This window comes from Anisomitus miae (SeqCode) (genome assembly GCF_054906395.1).
This window is the reverse complement of the sequence record NZ_JBRACL010000003.1, coordinates 153,371-171,393: the sequence shown is the minus strand read 5'-3', so window position 1 is coordinate 171,393 and position 18,023 is coordinate 153,371. Positions and strand designations below refer to the sequence as shown.

General features: G+C 29.4%; 17 protein-coding genes. 1 reads left to right on the top strand and 16 read right to left on the bottom strand.

From position 1 onward, the window contains the following. Positions 1–8 precede the first annotated feature (8 nt). Positions 9–1,790: a methyl-accepting chemotaxis protein gene (locus AALI31_RS01345; protein ID WP_489884731.1), complete on the top strand. Its 1,782-nt coding sequence runs from the start codon at positions 9–11 to the stop codon at positions 1,788–1,790. A gap of 40 nt (positions 1,791–1,830) precedes the next feature. Here AALI31_RS01345 and AALI31_RS01340 read toward each other — a convergent pair whose 3' ends face one another. The 16 genes from AALI31_RS01340 to aroA form a co-directional block, all read right to left on the bottom strand. Beyond that, the gene (locus AALI31_RS01340) at positions 1,831–2,970 is read right to left on the bottom strand and encodes a sodium ion-translocating decarboxylase subunit beta (RefSeq protein ID WP_489884730.1); all 1,140 of its coding nucleotides are present in this window, start codon (positions 2,968–2,970) and stop codon (positions 1,831–1,833) included. Positions 2,971–2,974: 4 nt separating this feature from the next. Further along, complete coding sequence (locus AALI31_RS01335; protein ID WP_489884729.1) at positions 2,975–3,325, bottom strand: biotin/lipoyl-containing protein; 351 nt, start codon at positions 3,323–3,325, stop codon at positions 2,975–2,977. Between the two features lie 13 nt (positions 3,326–3,338). After that, positions 3,339–3,647 (bottom strand): OadG family transporter subunit, encoded by a 309-nt coding sequence (locus AALI31_RS01330; RefSeq protein WP_489884728.1) that lies wholly within the window; start codon positions 3,645–3,647, stop codon positions 3,339–3,341. Between the two features lie 17 nt (positions 3,648–3,664). Further along, positions 3,665–5,044, bottom strand: coding sequence for an oxaloacetate decarboxylase subunit alpha (locus AALI31_RS01325; protein WP_489884727.1), 1,380 nt, complete (start codon positions 5,042–5,044; stop codon positions 3,665–3,667). A 285-nt stretch (positions 5,045–5,329) separates the two neighbouring features. After that, complete coding sequence (gene sufU, locus AALI31_RS01320) at positions 5,330–5,746, bottom strand: Fe-S cluster assembly sulfur transfer protein SufU (RefSeq protein WP_489884726.1); 417 nt, start codon at positions 5,744–5,746, stop codon at positions 5,330–5,332. Positions 5,747–5,757: 11 nt separating this feature from the next. After that, on the bottom strand, positions 5,758–6,984 hold the full coding sequence (locus tag AALI31_RS01315) for an aminotransferase class V-fold PLP-dependent enzyme (RefSeq protein ID WP_489884725.1): 1,227 nt from the start codon (positions 6,982–6,984) through the stop codon (positions 5,758–5,760). Positions 6,985–7,059: 75 nt separating this feature from the next. Further along, on the bottom strand, positions 7,060–8,109 hold the full coding sequence (locus tag AALI31_RS01310; protein WP_489884724.1) for a SufB/SufD family protein: 1,050 nt from the start codon (positions 8,107–8,109) through the stop codon (positions 7,060–7,062). A 4-nt stretch (positions 8,110–8,113) separates the two neighbouring features. Beyond that, positions 8,114–9,499, bottom strand: coding sequence for a Fe-S cluster assembly protein SufB (gene sufB / locus AALI31_RS01305; protein ID WP_489884723.1), 1,386 nt, complete (start codon positions 9,497–9,499; stop codon positions 8,114–8,116). Positions 9,500–9,502: 3 nt separating this feature from the next. After that, a complete protein-coding gene (sufC, locus tag AALI31_RS01300) occupies positions 9,503–10,243 on the bottom strand; it encodes a Fe-S cluster assembly ATPase SufC (RefSeq protein ID WP_489884722.1) in 741 nt (246 codons plus the stop codon). A gap of 156 nt (positions 10,244–10,399) precedes the next feature. Next, positions 10,400–11,014 carry a hypothetical protein gene (locus AALI31_RS01295; RefSeq protein ID WP_489884721.1) on the bottom strand — a complete coding sequence of 205 codons (615 nt, stop codon included), beginning with the start codon at positions 11,012–11,014 and terminating at the stop codon, positions 10,400–10,402. Positions 11,015–11,127: 113 nt separating this feature from the next. Beyond that, complete coding sequence (locus tag AALI31_RS01290; RefSeq protein ID WP_489884720.1) at positions 11,128–11,955, bottom strand: Cof-type HAD-IIB family hydrolase; 828 nt, start codon at positions 11,953–11,955, stop codon at positions 11,128–11,130. An 818-nt stretch (positions 11,956–12,773) separates the two neighbouring features. Continuing rightward, on the bottom strand, positions 12,774–13,112 hold the full coding sequence (locus AALI31_RS01285; RefSeq protein ID WP_489884719.1) for a hypothetical protein: 339 nt from the start codon (positions 13,110–13,112) through the stop codon (positions 12,774–12,776). Between the two features lie 191 nt (positions 13,113–13,303). Further along, positions 13,304–14,509, bottom strand: coding sequence for a DUF4214 domain-containing protein (locus AALI31_RS01280; protein ID WP_489884718.1), 1,206 nt, complete (start codon positions 14,507–14,509; stop codon positions 13,304–13,306). A 16-nt stretch (positions 14,510–14,525) separates the two neighbouring features. Then, positions 14,526–15,599 (bottom strand): 3-dehydroquinate synthase, encoded by a 1,074-nt coding sequence (aroB, locus tag AALI31_RS01275; RefSeq protein ID WP_489884717.1) that lies wholly within the window; start codon positions 15,597–15,599, stop codon positions 14,526–14,528. Next, a complete protein-coding gene (gene aroC / locus AALI31_RS01270; RefSeq protein ID WP_489884716.1) occupies positions 15,575–16,732 on the bottom strand; it encodes a chorismate synthase in 1,158 nt (385 codons plus the stop codon). The genes aroB and aroC overlap by 25 nt, the downstream gene beginning before the upstream one ends. Further along, complete coding sequence (aroA, locus tag AALI31_RS01265; protein WP_489884715.1) at positions 16,729–18,003, bottom strand: 3-phosphoshikimate 1-carboxyvinyltransferase; 1,275 nt, start codon at positions 18,001–18,003, stop codon at positions 16,729–16,731. Before aroA ends, aroC begins: the two co-directional genes overlap by 4 nt. Positions 18,004–18,023 lie beyond the last annotated feature (20 nt).

Sequence of the window (18,023 nt, the reverse complement as noted above, 5' to 3'; positions counted from 1 at the left end):
CATTTTCGATGAAACAAACCCCAAATAGATTTTTACAAAACAAAATTTATGAAATCAAAAAAAATTCTATAACAATTAAGTTTTTTAAAATCCATATTTTGATATTGTTTATATTGTTTGTATCCCTTGTTTTAAGTTCGATTTTCCTTGTGAGTAAAACAGGTAAAAATACTTTAGAGAGTTACGGTCAAGTGATACTTAGCAATTATATCAAAACCTTTGATAAAAATTCGTATTTAGATTTTTTGAAAGATCCTAATTTGGATAATCCCTATTTTGAAAAATGCTTTAAATCACTTAAAAATTTTAAAAACATGATAAATGCAGTTTATGTGTATACCATTAAAATAGATGAAGATGGAAAAGAAATAATGTTAATTGATACCTCAGAAGGAGAACTCTTTCTTTCACCAGGATATATTTTAAGGGACAATCCAACAAAAATAGTTAAGAGGACTTATAAAGAACGTAAATTCGTCGGTGCTCAATATGTAAATAACTCTTGGGGAGAATATTACTCGTTTTACACTCCAATTTTAGATTCAAATGGAGATGTAATTAGTCTTTTAGGAATGGATCTCGATATGAGTTCTTTAAATCGAATAGTATCCGAAGATAAATCAAAGATTTTCAATTTCATAGTGAAGTTCTCGATTATTCTCTGCATCTTTTCATTAGTAATAACAGGCTTATCAATTTCAAGATTAACGCAACCGGTGAAATCTATAAATTCATTTTTAAAAATAATATCAAATGGAAACCTATCTCAAAAATTTGATTACTCTAAACACAAAAATGAATTTTCATCCATACAAAATCTATTTATTGACATGATTGAGAACATAAAAGTGATTTTAAAGTCAATTATTTCTACTTCACAGAAAGTGAATATTACATTTAGTGAAGTCGAGTCCAAGAAAACTGATATAATAACAAAAGTTTCAGATATAGAATCCTTAACATCAAACATAACAAAATCAAATGAAAAGATATTTTTAAATACAAATAATGTAAAAGATGAAATAGCATCCTTCAACCTATCCATCAATAAAGTATCGAGTGAAATTCAAAATATGAAAGAAATTAGTCAGAATACTCAAAAAATTTGTATAGAGAATACAGAAAATATTCAATCGTTCATGAATGAAATATCTAAGCTCATGAAGAAGTTTGAAAATTTTAAAACAAATATATCAATATTAAACGAATTGTCAATCGAGATAAAACAGATATTAAAAGAAATACATGAGATATCGAATCAAACCAAATTGCTATCTCTAAACGCATCAATAATAGCTGCATCAGCTGGAGAACATGGAGATGGATTCGCAGTAGTAGCAAAACAAATAGGTGAACTCTCGTATAAAACAAATCAATCTGTATCTCATATACAGGATACATTAGCAACAATTATAAAAACAATTTCTTTTATAAATTCAGAAACTGTAATTACATCAAATATATTTAAAGAACATGCTCTAAAGTCATCTATGTTTTCCAGAAACTTAAGTTCGATAAACCAACTTATATTGAGTACATCTACCTCTTTAGAAAACATCTCTGAAAAATCAAAAACACTGACAAACAAAAATGATTCAATTTTAAAATCAATAAAGTATATCCATGATGAATCTAAATCTAATAACTCTATAATCAAATCGATATCTGGAATAACATCTAAACTATCAGAATTATCTTCGAATTTTAGATTGGAATTTAGAAAAATAAGTAAATATATTCAAAACATACAAAAATCATACAAAGTATTTAAAATTGAAAAAGAGGAATAGAGATCTTTCATTAAGATTACTACTCCTCTTTTTCATTGCATCATTTAAAAATTGATAACAATAGTCCTGCGACTATAGCCGAACCTATAACCCCAGAAACATTTGGCCCCATAGCATGCATCAACAAAAAATTTGATGAATCTTCCTTTATTCCCATATTGTGAACGACTCTAGCAGACATTGGGACAGCACTTACTCCAGCAGCACCTATCATGGGATTAACTTTTCCTCTTGTTATAAAATACATTATTTTTCCAAATATCACGCCAAAAAACGTCCCAAATATGAATGCAATCAGTCCTAAAACAAGTATCTTTAATGTAGATAGTTGCAAGAACGTATTCGCTGTTGCCATTGCTCCAACTGTCAATCCTATAAATACAGTCACTACAAATAATAGTGCATTTTTTATGCTCTCAACCATCTGTGGAACAACTCCACTTTCCTTTATTAAGTTCCCAAACATGAGCATCCCAATCAATACAGCTGAACTCGGTACGATTAAAACTGACATTATCGTTACCATTATAGGAAATATTATTTTTTCAACTTGTGAAACTTTTCTAGACTGTACCATTCGCACACGTCTTTCCTTCTTAGTAGTAAGTAATTTTATAATAGGAGGCTGGATAATTGGTATAAGTGCCATGTACGAATACGCAGCAATAGCAACAGAACTAAGTTGATGTGATGCTAGTTTTCCTGTTAAATATATAGCTGCAGGACCGTCAGCACCACCAACCATACCAATGGATGCAGCTTCATTAGCATTAAACCCAAGCATGATAGCAATCATAAATGCTATAAAAATTCCTATCTGAGCAGCAGCACCTAACAAAAAATTTTCGGGATTAGAAATTAATGGTCCAAAATCAATAGAAGCTCCTATTGACATAAAAACTAAAGGAGGAAATATACCAAATTTTATTCCATTATATAGATAATATAAAAATCCTCCTTCCTCCATAAGACCGTCCCCTGAAGTGAAAGGAAGGTTAACAATTAACATACCAAAAGCAATAGGTAAAAGCAAATATGGCTCATACTTTTTAACTATAGCCAAATACATAAGAACCAATGAAATAAATATCATTATTAGGTTTTTGGGATTACTTACTAACAATTTTATACCTGAACTATCATAAAAATTGTTCATTATTTCTAAAAAATTAGAACTCAACCTATCATCTCCCCTGACTTATTACTAATAAAACATCCCCACTATTTACATTTTGTCCTTGAGAAACAAATATATCTTCCACAACTCCAGAAGTATTAGAAATAATTTCATTTTCCATTTTCATAGCCTCAAGAATCATTAAAGTACTCCCCTTAGAAACCCTATCTCCTTTGTTTACCTTTAAAGATACCACAGTCCCTTGCATAGGAGATTTAATATGTTCATCTAAATCATCCTTCACACGCATCGAATTACTCTTAAAGTCTTTAGCTTGGAATTCACCATCCCTATTTTCAACAACCTCTATCTCTACTTCATAAAGTTTTCCGTTAACCTTTATCCTATAAACTTTCATCGCTACACCTCCATTATATCCTCTTGATACTTTTGATCTTAACTGTCTTATTGTCTTCATTACCTACAGCATCAATGGAAGCTACAAATGCTGCAATCATCATATCTTCATCATTTATTTCTTCAAATTTTATACTATAATCCCTTTCCAAGGACTTTTTAAACTCAAAATTCTCAGTTTCTTTAGATACAGATTCACATTTATATATCACAATCTTAATTAAATTTATACTCAAAGATATAATTATCAAAATAACAAAAACTATTAATATACAAAACACAGAAAGCATAAAGGCATTCATAACCTCAATATTTGTATCCATATATACACTTCCTCACCTTAATCAAACTCTAAATTTATATTAATAGCTTTATTATCATTTTGACCATACTTCTTCTCTAAAAACTTTTTCGCCACCTGATTAAATAAAATATAACTCAGTACATCTTCATCGTTTTTTGCAAAACCATTACTTTCTTCCTTAAACTTCTGAAACTCATTTTTAATTAAGTCAGCTGGTCTACATACAATTTCTTCCTCATCACCTATTATCTTATATTTTAAGTCTTCATCAATTTCCAAAGGAGGTTTACCGTATAAACCTTTCACATAATCCTTTATCTCCTTTGATACTATTTTATATTTCTCTTTGCTCAAAATATTCATAATGGCTTGCGTTCCAATCATTTGAGAGAGTGGAGTCACAAGAGGAGGATACCCTAAATCTCTTCTTACATTTGGTATTTCCCTCAATACATCTTCAAATATATCTTCATTTCCTTGGGACTTTATTTGATTTACCATATTCGAAATCATACCTCCCGGAAGTTGAGTTTCTATTATTTGAGGATTTATAAAATATGATTTTGGCGTCAACGTTCCATCTTTCAAATATTTCTCTCTTATAGGTTTGAAATAATCTGATATTTCTTTCAGGCTATCAAATCTAATCTTGGTATCGTATTCGGTGTTTTCAAAAATCTTAACCAACGATTCAGTAGAAGGCTGACTAGTCCCTCCGCCAAATGTTGAAATAGATGTATCTATTATATCAACACCTGCTTCAACTGCTTTTAAATAAAGCATCTCTCCAATTCCACAAGTACAATGAGTATGTAATTCTAATGGTATAGAAACATTTTCTTTAATCTCTTTCACAAGGCTATAGCCATCATATGGTAATAGGATTCCAGACATATCCTTTATACACAAAGAATCTGCTCCCATGCTCTCTATATCCTTCGATAGTTTTACATAATAATCTTTGGTATGCACTGGACTTATTGAATAACTCATCGCAACTTGAATATGTACATTATACCGTTTGGCTGATTCAATAGATGTCCTCAAATTTCTCAAATCATTCAAAGCATCAAATACCCTTATTATATCAATACCATTTTCTATTGATTTAAATATAAACTTATCCACAACATCGTCCGCATAATGTCGGTATCCTAAAATATTTTGACCTCTCAAAAGCATTTGAAGTTTTGTCTTTTTAACTATCTTTCTAATACTTCTCAGTCTCTCCCATGGATCTTCATTCAAATACCTGATACAAGAATCAAACGTAGCACCTCCCCAAACTTCCAGTGCATTATATCCAATATCATCCATTCTATCCAATATAGGTAAGATTTCATCTGTAGTTAGCCTAGTTGCAATAAGACTCTGATGACCATCTCTTAAACAGGTTTCGGTTATTTTAAGTTTCAACTTGCAAAACCCCTCTACACTAACAATATTTTTATTCTTTTATAGTTAACCTTACACTTTCTGGAACAACACCTCCTATAAATTTGAGAACATTTCACTGAGGATACCGAAAATTTATTAAGGATATTTTCCTAAAACTATAAATCACACTAAGATTATGTATTTTTACCAAATCACATATAAATTATTAGCAATGACTTCAAATTTTAAACCGCTCAAGAAGATTATAACATATATCAAAATAAAAATATCCATGTAACAAAATCACATGGATACTTTTGAGCTCTATATTATTTCATTTAAGGTATGCCAAGCTAAAGTAGCACACTTTACCCTAGCAGGCATATTCTGCATATTTTGGAATACTATTCCATCTCCCAATCTTTGTATTTCACCCTCTGTTGCTTCTCTCTTAATCATGCGTATAAAAATATCAATGAATTCTCTCGCTTCACTAACGCTCTTACCCTTTACAAGATCAATCATAATAGAGGTAGATGCCATAGAAATCATACACCCATCTCCTAGAAAAGAAATATCATCTATAATTCCATCTCGTAATCTTATATAAATCGTAATTTCATCTCCACAGCTATGATTCACGCCTCTCTTCTTAACATCAAAAGGTGAAACTTCTCTCCTATTCTCTGTATTCTTACCATAGTATAGTATCGTATCTTTGTACAATTCATCAAGATTCATAATTCATCACCTCAAAACTTTAAAATTCCCTTAACAAGTTTAACCTTATCAAAAAAGTAATCTATCTCTTCTTTTGTATTGTAAAAACATAAACTGGCTCTAACGGTGGAGTTAATCCCAAGTTTTCTCATGAAAGGCTGGGAACAATGATGACCCGACCTTACTGCAATTCCAAAAGAATCTAATATTGTTGAAACATCATGTGAATGAACCCCTTTTATGTTAAATGAAAAAACGAGAGCACGCCCATCTAAACCACGAGGTCCATATAAAATAAAATCCACTTCTTGATTTGACTTATTTAAAAAATAATCCTTGAGCTTATCTTCGTAATCAATTATGGCTTCCATTCCTATTGAATTTATGTAATCAATTGCACATCCTAATCCTGCAATTGAAGAAACATTTTGAGTTCCTCCCTCAAATGCTTCAAAGTAATTTTTAAAAGTCACTTCATCCTCAAAAACATAATCAATCATGTCACCCCCATACAAAAAAGGTTCCATATCATTTATAATGCTCTCATTAACATACAAAACCCCTATACCCTGTGGGGCTAAAATCTTATGACCGGAAAATACTAAGAAGTCAATATCATCTTGAGATACATCAAACTTCATGCTCATCATAGCCTGAGAAGCATCAACAACAACTTTGGCATCAGCTTCTTTACACAGACTTATTACTTTTTTGTAATCGTGCCTAATTCCAAAAGTATTGGTAACAGGAGTGAATGAAACTAACTTTGGATTTCTACTAAGCTTCTCAATAAAATCATCCCATATAATTTCGCCATTCGAATTAACATAAAAGTAATTTAGCCTAATTCCTTTCTTATCACAAACAATTTTCCAAGGAACCAAATTAGCATGATGAGAATCTATTCCAATCAAAATCTCATCATTTTCTTTAAGATGCTTCATAGCATACGAAAACGCAATTATATTTAAAGCTTCTGTTGCTCCCTTTGTAAAAATTATATTTCTACTATTTGGAGAGACAATAAAGTCCTTAACCTTTTCCCTTACCGTTTCCATAATATGAACAGCCCTAGTTCCCATTATATGTGAACCTCTATTGGCATTTCCAAAGGCATTTACATAAACATTAGACGAAGCATCAATTACACACTTAGGCTTCAAACTGGTTGAAGCATTGTCAAAATAAACAATTGGAAAATTTTTTTCGTTTCTTTCCAAAAGACTTGGAAAATCATTTCTAATTTCATGAATATCCACTCAAACACTACCCCTAGCCTCATTAATATTTAATTCAAAATCATAAAATGCCTGTAACACAATTTAAAAACTCTACTAAACACATTCCAATAGAACATTCATAAACTTTTCTATAACCTCATCATCCTTCACCCTAGTTAACAAATTCAAAAATTTACCCTGTAAAATCAATACCCTAGCTTCTTTCTCGCTGAATCCTCTACACATCAAATAAAATACTTTATCTTTGTCAATTGAATTTGCTGTAAATCCATGAGAACCTTTAACATTTTTCTCATTACAGAGCAACAATGGAAGCGATTTATTTTTAGCACATTTACTTAAAATGATAACTTCCTCATTTTCACACCCTTCAGCATCAGAACATCCTTTTCTAAAGTCCACAGTTCCCCTAAAAATTTTTCTAGAATTACCAATCAATATTCCTTTGCCAAATATAGTTGAAATGCTTTTCTTACCTATCATAGATGATGTCAGGTTATAATCAAATTCACAATTATCCGAACATATGTAACATGCATCAATATTACTAGATGATTCCTCTCCATTTAAATAAACATTACAGTTAGTGTAAACATTATTTTTATTTATATTTACAAATAAAATTTCTATCCTACTTTTGTCATCACAATTGGCACATACATTTATAAATCCCTTTGAATTCGAATTAGAAAAAATAACTAAAGTTAACTTCGATTTATTTCTGAGATTAATATTATAAAGATGATTAAACTGACATCCATTTCCAGATATATCACTATACAAATATAGCTGAGAGGTATCGCCTTCACAATCTACGTTGAACGTTAAGGTAGAAAAATTTCCTTCCATGAAGTTCTTTACATTAAGTATCGACTCATTTTTAAACTTAATATTTACCAATTTTCCATTTTTCAGATTATTTATAATCGACTCATTAACACCTGCATTTATATTTTTACATACCGACTCAATATCAAAATTATTACTTTCAATAAAATCTACATAGACACTATCTCCATGGCTAATTTCAATTCTGGAATTATTATTTGTAGTATTTATAAAATCATCTTCACTAAAATTTCCATTTAAGTAGCTATAAGTTTTAACAAGCGATTTATTAATTCTAATTTTTTGAGTATCCATATACCTACAACCCCTGCATTTCAACATTTATAAGATTATTCATCTCAATCGCATACTCAAGAGGCAATTCTTTAGAAATTTCCTCAGCAAATCCTCTAACAATTAGTGCCTTTGCATCTTCTTCACTAAGACCTCTAGCTTGTAGATAAAATATTTTCTCATCGCTTATATTCCCAATCCTTGCCTCATGTCCAACATTTACATTTTCACAATTAACCTCAACGTACGGTATTGTATCAGACGAAGACTTATCATCCAGTATTAAAGAGTCGCATGTAATATTAGATCTAGATCCTTCAGAATTTTTCTTGAAAGATATCATACCTCTATAATTACTTACCCCACCAGATTTAGCAATCGACTTTGAACATATATTAGAATAAGTATTTGGTGCAGCATGAACAACCTTCGCCCCAGTATCTAAAAACTGACCTTCTGATGCAAAAGATATTCCTAAAAAATCACACGTAGCATTCTCTCCTCTAAGTATGCTCATGGGATATAACATGGATACCTTAGAGCCAAATGATCCAGAAACCCATTCAATTCTTCCATTTTTCTCAACAGCACAACGCTTAGTATTCAAGTTAAACATATTCTTGGACCAATTCTCTATAGTTGAATATCTAAGTTTTGCATTTTCTTTAACGAATAATTCAACACAACCTGCATGCAAATTATAAACATTGTGTTTAGGTGCAGAGCAACCTTCAATAAAACTCAATTGAGCACCTTCATCTACAACAATTAAAGTATGTTCAAATTGTCCAGCCCCTTTTGCATTCAATCTAAAATAAGATTGTAGTGGAATTTCAACCTTGACACCCTTCGGTATGTACACAAATGATCCACCTGACCAAACAGCACCATGTAGAGCCGCAAACTTATGATCTGTTGGAGGGACAAGCTTCATAAAATATTCCTTGACAAGTTGCTCGTATTCTTTTAGTGCTAACTCCATATGCATATATATAATACCTTGATTCTTTAAATCTTCCCTCACATTATGGTAAACAACCTCTGAATCATATTGAGCTTCAACGCCTGCTAAACTCTCTTTTTCAGCATCTAAAATTCCCAATTTATCAAAAGTATCCTTTATGTACTTAGGCGTTTCCTCCCAGTTATCAGAAAACTTACTATTTGGTTTAACATAAGAAACTATATTTTTAATATTTAATTCTTCAATATTGGGTCCCCAAACTGGAAGATCCATTTTATTATATATCTCGAGCGAACTTAATCTAAAATCAGTCATCCACTTAGGCTCATCTTTTTGTTTAGAAATTTCAATAACTACTTCTGACGATAAACCTCTGCTACTTATAAATTCTTCATACCCCTCCTGCTTAAAATCATAGCGACTCCTATTTATGTCATCTATTCTCACAGACTAATCGTCCCCCTTTATAATACTGGCATATCCATTTCTATTTATCTCATTAAAAAGATTCATATCCCCAGTTTTTATATTTTCTCCGTCTTTCAATACATGCACATGTGTAACATCTAATTCCCTTATAACTTCTTCTCTGTGAGTTATAATAATTACAGCTTTATCATTTGTTAATACTTCTTTGAGCGTAGAGCAAACTGATTTAATGGCATCAACATCTAATCCTGAATCAATTTCATCTAACATAATCAATTTAGGATCTAGAAATTTCATTTGAAGAAGTTCACTCTTCTTTTTCTCTCCACCTGAGAAACCTTCATTTAAATATCTAAACATATGAGATTCATCAAGCCCTACATCTTTAAATTTTTTAACCAAGCTTATATTAAACATCAAATCCGGCTTTTCATTTTTTATCTTTGCTTTAAGCTCTCTAAGATAGTCTTTAAAAACAAGCCCCTCAATTTCTTGTACCTGTTGAAAACACAAAAATATGCCCAGCCTAGTTCTTTCATCAGGTTTTAAATCATTTATCCTATGCCCATCAAAAATTATATCTCCGCTTTCAACCACGTACTTAGGATTTCCGAGAACACTCATAGAAAGAGATGATTTCCCACTACCATTTGGACCAAGTATAATATGTACTTCACCTTTATCAACAGACAGATTGACATCATTCAAAACCCTTTTTCCGTTTACATTTACAGTTAAATTCCTTATATTTAAAAGATTCATAAATGAACTCCTTCTAAAACTTGCAAAATATATAATCTATATCTTTTTAGTATGAATTAAAATTAATTTATATTTTACCCACATAAATATTAAATTGCAATATCAATTAGAAATAATTTAGAAAATGAAAAAGGTAACATTTTCAACAAATGTTACCTAACTTAATACCTCGATTAAAGGTTTATTATCTATTTTTATTCTCTGTTCTCTTAAATTTAGATCATTTACTTTAGCAAGTTGCATGTATGTATGTATGTATGCTTCGTCTTTAAAAAACATCAAGGTTGATAAATCATAATGCGTGAATACCATTATATCAAGCTTATTGAAATAAAAACTTGGAAAATGTATTTCTCTTGTACAAAGAGTCAAGAACATTTTAAATACATCAAAGTCAATAACCTTATATATTTCCTCATCTCTTACATGAGAACGTAATATATTTATAAGCTTTATAGAATCCTTATAATCTAAATCCCTTAGCATATATAAAATTTTCATATTTTCAATGGTATTAATATTGAAATTTCCTATAAAAACAGAATTATTGTTCAATTTAAAAATATCCTCAAAAAACCTAAATATTTTATCCTCAAACTTCAAATTATGATCCTCAAAATTTAGACTATTCCTATCATTAAGATTATCCAAACCATTTACATCTAAAACTCTTAAGAAATATTCTTCTTCAATATTTTCAATTCCAAAACTTAAAAAATTTATGAATCTTTTAGAAAATTCTCTCTCAAGAGTATTAAGTATATATAACATAGCTACCCCCTAATTCCCATTCTTTTACCATGTTAAGGTAATTATACATAATTATTTTTTATAAATAAAGTTAAACTACCCACAAAAAAAGTATGATTTTTTACAAAAATTTACTAATAATTTTCTAGTAGCCTTTCTATGGCATAAGCCACTCCATCTTCCGAAACATTCAAAGTTATAAAATCCGCTTTATCTTTAAGTTTATCTATAGCATTACCCATAGCAACCCTACACCCACTCTCACAAAACATAGATATATCGTTCTCTCCGTCTCCTATGCACATAACATTTTCTGTATTTAATCCAAGATATCCTTTTAGAACCTTTATACCATTGCCTTTACCATCACCTTTTTTCAATATTTCAACGGTATTAATCCATGAATATTCAACTTCGAATTCATCTGTTTTCCTAATTTCTTCTAACACAATTTCTAATTTCTTATTATCATCACATGCTATAACTGCCTTACATATTTGATCTCCCTTGTTTTTAAATATACTTTTCCAATAATCCTCACTATACACAACAAACACATTCATAGCATACTTACCTTTTACATGTTCATTAACATAGTCTTTCATCTCGGTATTGGAATAAATAGTATCTATTGTAGAATAATGTACATTAAAATTTTTTCCTTTTACAAATTTATATATTTTTACTAAATTATCTACACCTAAAAAGCTTGAATATAACAAACTACCGGATATAGTATCATAAACATAAGTTCCATTATTACAAATTATATAAGGTTTTATGCCTATAACTTGTGAAAAATACATACTGTGTACAAATAATCTCCCCGTTACAAATGCAATTTTTATTCCCATATCATAGGCTTTTTTTATACTATATACGTTTCTATCTGATATAGTTGAAATATCCCTAAGAGTAGTACCATCCAAGTCCAGACAAATTAACTTAATATGTTTATCCATAAATCCTCCATTTAAAATTAAAACTTTTTCACGATATAAGTTTTATTAAAACTATACAAAATCGAATTCAATACAACTCCACACACTGCTATAAAAATATAATATCTTTGTATCAAATAAAATATATTAGTAGATAATATTATTAGTAAGGTGTTCATCAATACTAAAATAAAAAAATCGTATTGATTATTCCTTGTAATATAAAATTTATATCCTTCTAGTTTTAGAAATACCATTGTATAAAATGAGTAAATAATGGCTAATGTAAATCCAAAAAATATTATAAACACTATCCTTAAATTACTAAAAAACAATATAAGCAAAGAAAATAAAAAAATAGCTAATAAACATAATATAAATGTACAGAAATTTATTATCACAACCTTATGAACGATTAAATTTTTAATTAAAATTTTCTTGTTTTTGAACTTATCTATGCATAAAATCAAACATCTTAGAATTTCCATTGATAATTGGAAAAAGTATAGTAAAACTACCATGAAAAATGTGTTCAAAATACTTATATTATTTAAATATTTAGGTACAAATTTATATAACAACACTCCCATAACAAATGCTAATATAACAAAAATCATATAAAATATAAATGAATTTGATTTAATATTACTTGACTTAAGTTTCTTCTTCACAATATATTCTTTCAAAATCTCACACCTTTTAAATATTTAAAAATGATGAAAATATATATGATTTTAAATACTATCTTTATTACAACAAAAAGTACGTGTTCATAAAACACGTACTTAAATATACATCGACAAATATTAAAATAATTTTTAAAACTATCTAAATTTAAGCTATTCTAAATTTAAATTTATAAATGTAACATTAACTATATAATCTATCAATCCTTCAGTATTCCTTGAAGTAATACATTCCATATTAAATATTTTTAAATTTTCATATTGATTAACTTTATCTATAAATTTTTGAATATCTACTTTAATTTGATATTTATTTGGTATCCTATTGTATTTCAAAATCAATCTCTTATATTTGAAAATTGGAATGCTGTTGAAAGAATATAATCCAGAATTATTAACATATTTCATATCGTCTAATAAAAACTTATAATTTTTACTATATGAGTTTCCCAAAATTACATCTGAGAAATCATCTCCACTATTAAATCTCATTCATGCAAAATCCCCCTTGATAAATATATTAGATCACTAAATTAAGAGAATTCCACTGACTTATACATCATTTTTCGTTTTCAAAATCACTTTCTTTATAAAATATTTTAATTATAATTCCTTTATTCTAGATTCTAGATAAAAATCAAAAATAGTAATTCTAGAAAATTAAAACCACTACATCAATTGCTTCATTCTAAATTATTAGATATAACCTTATCAAAAATGTCTTTCGACTCAAACAAATAGGAAACAATAATTTGTAAATACATACTCCACATGAATCGCAATGTATTTCTAATCCTATCTTTCTCATACAAATTGTAAATATACGTATCTGAACCTTCAAAAGTAAATCTTAATTTTGATAAATCAGAGTTCAACATTTTATCTATTAGCATCAAATCATTTACGGATTTTATATTAAACTCAAATTCATGTAATGATATTCCATCAGATTCATATCTACTGTTATCTTCGTACTCAAATTCGAGTTCTATAGATTCGTCGCCCAATAAAAGTTCCACTTTATCTATATTTTTCTCAAACCCCTTATTTGTAATTCCCAAACCAAGAGTCACAAAATTAAGTCTCTCTCCTTTATTCATTTGTAAAAATGATGATATATATACTGACTTATCCACACCATAAGGAAACTTTATATCATAGTCTAAGGAATGTACAATCCTACGAATCGTTCCGTCAGAGACACTCACTAACTCCTCATATTGACCTTTATTTTCTTGATTCGTGAATATAGGAAGAAGTTCATAGGCATGCTCTACGTTTCGATCTATATTTTCAACAGAATCATTATGTAAATTTTCCCAGAGCTCAGCAAATCCCTTATAAAAACTATTTATATACTCAATTTTACTATCACTATAATCTTTTTTAAGGTCACTTACACCTAAATCATTCAAATTTTTAAAATTAAATGTTACGCCTAAATCACTACTTATTTCCTTTAGAATTGGTTCACTAAAAATCATTTTTCCAATTTTTAACCTTGTATCTTTAACATTTCTCAAAGTTTTATTTTCCTGATATAATTTCTCCATCCAATAAATCTTTTCGTCGTCGTTAATATCTCTATTAAATAATATCCTATATATCATATTTAAAAACTCTTCATCACTTACTTCTCTAGACGAAAATTCATCACCAGATAAAAAAGATATCATATAGTCATACAGTGACATTTCGTGATTTCTTATCAAATAGCTCCAATATTCAACACCAATATCATCTTTAGCATCTCTATATAAGAAAACCTCATAGGTCCTAGCTACGAAATTTTCTATAGAATTATAGTTAGCACCCGCCCTGACACTCATAGTAAAAACATTCAAAGTCACAAGCGTTGTGCATAAAACTTTAAAAAATCTTTTCCTCAAGATAAACCCTCCATGATTAAAAACAATATTTAGAATAGTTGAATCTCTTAATTTCATCTATCGAAAACATATATTCTAAAACCTTTGAATATCCAACAGGAAGAATAAAACTTATTTTCTTGTTTCTATTTTTCTTATCCCTAATTAAAGAATCATAAAATAATTTACTATTAAATATTTTTAAATCTATATCAATTTTAAATTTCCTTAAAATATTAGTTATGTAATCAAAATATTCCCTATTTATAAAACCACATTCATAAGAAATACACGCCTCATAAAACATTCCTATAATAACCGCTTCACCATGAGTATATCTATTATAATCAGTAACACTCTCCAAAGCATGTCCCAGAGTATGTCCATAATTCAGGATCTTCCTCGTAGAAAAATCAAACTCATCCCTCTCAACTACACTAACTTTGAATTTACAGCTAGTGATAACTATTTTTTGTATAACCTCAAAATTCATATCAAAAATATCATTTAAATTTTCGTCAATATATTTCAAAAAATCATGATCGAATATTATACCATACTTTATGGTTTCTGCCAACCCAGAGATTAGCTCTCTCTTCGAAATACTTTCTAAAAACTTCATATCTATAATAACTTGATCAGGTTGTTTAAACGTACCTATAAGATTTTTTGAATTTCCAAAATTCAAGCCATTTTTACCACCTATAGAACTATCTACCTGGGAAAGTAAAGTGGTAGGTATGTTGATAAATTTAATACCTCTCATATATACAGCGGAAATGAATCCACATATATCTCCAATCATTCCTCCACCGATTCCTACTAAAACAGAATTCCTAGATAAATTAACCTCATTTAACTTTCTAATTATATCCATAAATGTATTTATATTTTTGTATTTTTCTAGACTTTCAACAAGATAAATATTCTCACTAGAAATACCTTCTAAAAAATTTTTTAAATACATAAATTGAAAATTTTCATAAAGTAGCTTGTCTATTACAAAAAATTTATTATCATCTTTAATTTGATGTTTTATTTTATATAGAATATTTCTACCAATCTTTATATCACATTTATGATTTTTCAAATTGAGGACAAATTTTTCCAATTTCTACTCACTTCCTCCATGCTATCACCTGAAAACTTTTTTAAAAACTCTTGACATATGACGGTATTAGCAACATTTTCTCCAACTATAGAGGCTGCAGGTACAACATTACAATCACTTCTTTCAATATCTGCATAGTCCTCCTGATTAGTCAAAATATCAATAGTTCTGATAGGATTATATAAAGTCGGTATAGGCTTATGATAACACTTTATAACTATTTCTTCTCCATTACTCATTCCTCCTTCTATACCGCCAGCCATATTAGTCCTTCTCCTAAATTTCCCATTTTCATAAACTATTTCATCGTGAGAGTCACTACCAAGTTTTTCACTTGTCCTAATTCCATCTCCAAATTCAATTGCCTTCATCGAATTTATACTCATTAAGGCTGCAGATAAAACCGCATCTAATTTTCTATCATACTGTACATAACTTCCTAAACCTACTGGTGTATTTTTTATCCTTATTTCATACGCTCCCCCCAAGGTATCTCCTTTTCTTTTAACATCATCAATTAAACGCATCATATCTTTAGATATTCTTTCGTCTAAACATCTGATAGGAGAATTGTTTTCATCTCTTATCTGATAAAAATCGTACTTTTTATTATTATAAATGTTTCCAATCTGTATAACATGAGAGGCACTTTCTATACCAAATTTATTTAAAAATTGTGTGCAAATAGATCCTATAACAACTCTAATAGCTGTCTCTCTTGCACTACTTCTTTCTAGTACATTTCTACAATCATTAAAATTATATTTAAGAACTCCCGATAAATCTGCATGACCTGGTCTTGGTTTCAACACCCTTCTAGAGCTAACATCGCATCTTACAGGATCCATTAGATCCTTCCAATTTTCATAATCCTTGTTATATATAATAAACGATATAGGCGATCCTATAGTCATAGAATTCCTAATTCCAGATAGAAATTCAACTTCATCGCTCTCAATTTTCATACGATCACCTCTTCCGTATGAATCCTTACGCTTCTTTAATACCTCATTAATTTGATCAATATTTATATAAAAGTTAGATGGAAATCCTTCTATTATGCCTAAAATTCCCTTACCATGTGATTCACCTGCAGTAAAATATCTAAATATATAAATCCCATCCCTTCTCATTCTAGAATCTTCCTTAAATTTTCATAAAACAATGGAAATGAGATATTAACACAATCTCTATTGTGCATTTCTATTTCAACTCCACTTATGTTACTCAATATGTCTAAAGCCATAGCAATCCTATGGTCATTGTGATTATTAACAACTGCTGATCTAATACCTTTCCCTCCATGTATTTTTATCCCATTTTTTATTTCACAAATATCTATACCCAATTTCTTGAACTCACTAATTATACTATCTATTCTATCACTCTCTTTGTGCCTGAGCTCATCAATATCTCTTATCACACTCTCACCATCGGCAAAACAACATAAAACACATATAATAGGAATTTCATCAATAAGCCTTGGCATAATATCTCCACTTATAGAAATTGGTTTCAAAATACGTGGACCATAAACTTTTATATCACAAATTTCCTCAAAACAATTTTCACGAATATTTAATAACTCAATGTCTACACCCATAATTCTTAAAACATCAATTATTCCTGTTCTCGTCGGATTTATCCCAACGTCCCTAATCAAAATTTCTGATCCCTCAATTCCTGCTGCCAAAACCATAAAAAAACTTGCAGAAGATATATCTCCAGGTATCAAAACATCATTGCAAATTAATTCACTCTTTTCAATGGACACCACCTTATCATCAATAGTTATTTTAGAACTAAAATGTTTAAGCATACGCTCTGTGTGATCACGCGTTTTAACATTTTCGTAAATCTTAGTCACAGAATCAGCATAAAGTCCTGCAAATAAAATACAAGATTTCACCTGAGCACTATCCATTTCCATTTTATAATTAATCGATTTTAGATCGTTTCCTTTTATATAAATAGGAGCAAACTTATTTTCATCACTTCCAAATATATTTGCACCCATAAGCGATAGGGGTTTTATTATTCTATCCATAGGACGCCTCCTTATGGATGCATCGCCATCTATAATAGACTTAAACTTATTCCCACTTAAAATCCCACTCAAAAGTCTAATCGTTGTACCCGAATTTCCAACATCCAAAACCCCATCATAAAATCTAAAAGAATATAATCCATTTCCATGTACCCAAACATTGCATCTATCTATTTCTATATTAACTCCTAGATTTCTCAAACATTTTAATGTGCTCATGGAATCTTGGCTAAATAAAAAATTACTAATCTTTGTTATTCCTTTTGATATAGCCGAAATCATAAGAGCTCTATGCGATATTGACTTATCTCCAGGTACACTAATTTCCGATTTAATCCTTCTCAATCTTTTATTCAAAGTTTTATCCTCCTGAAAAA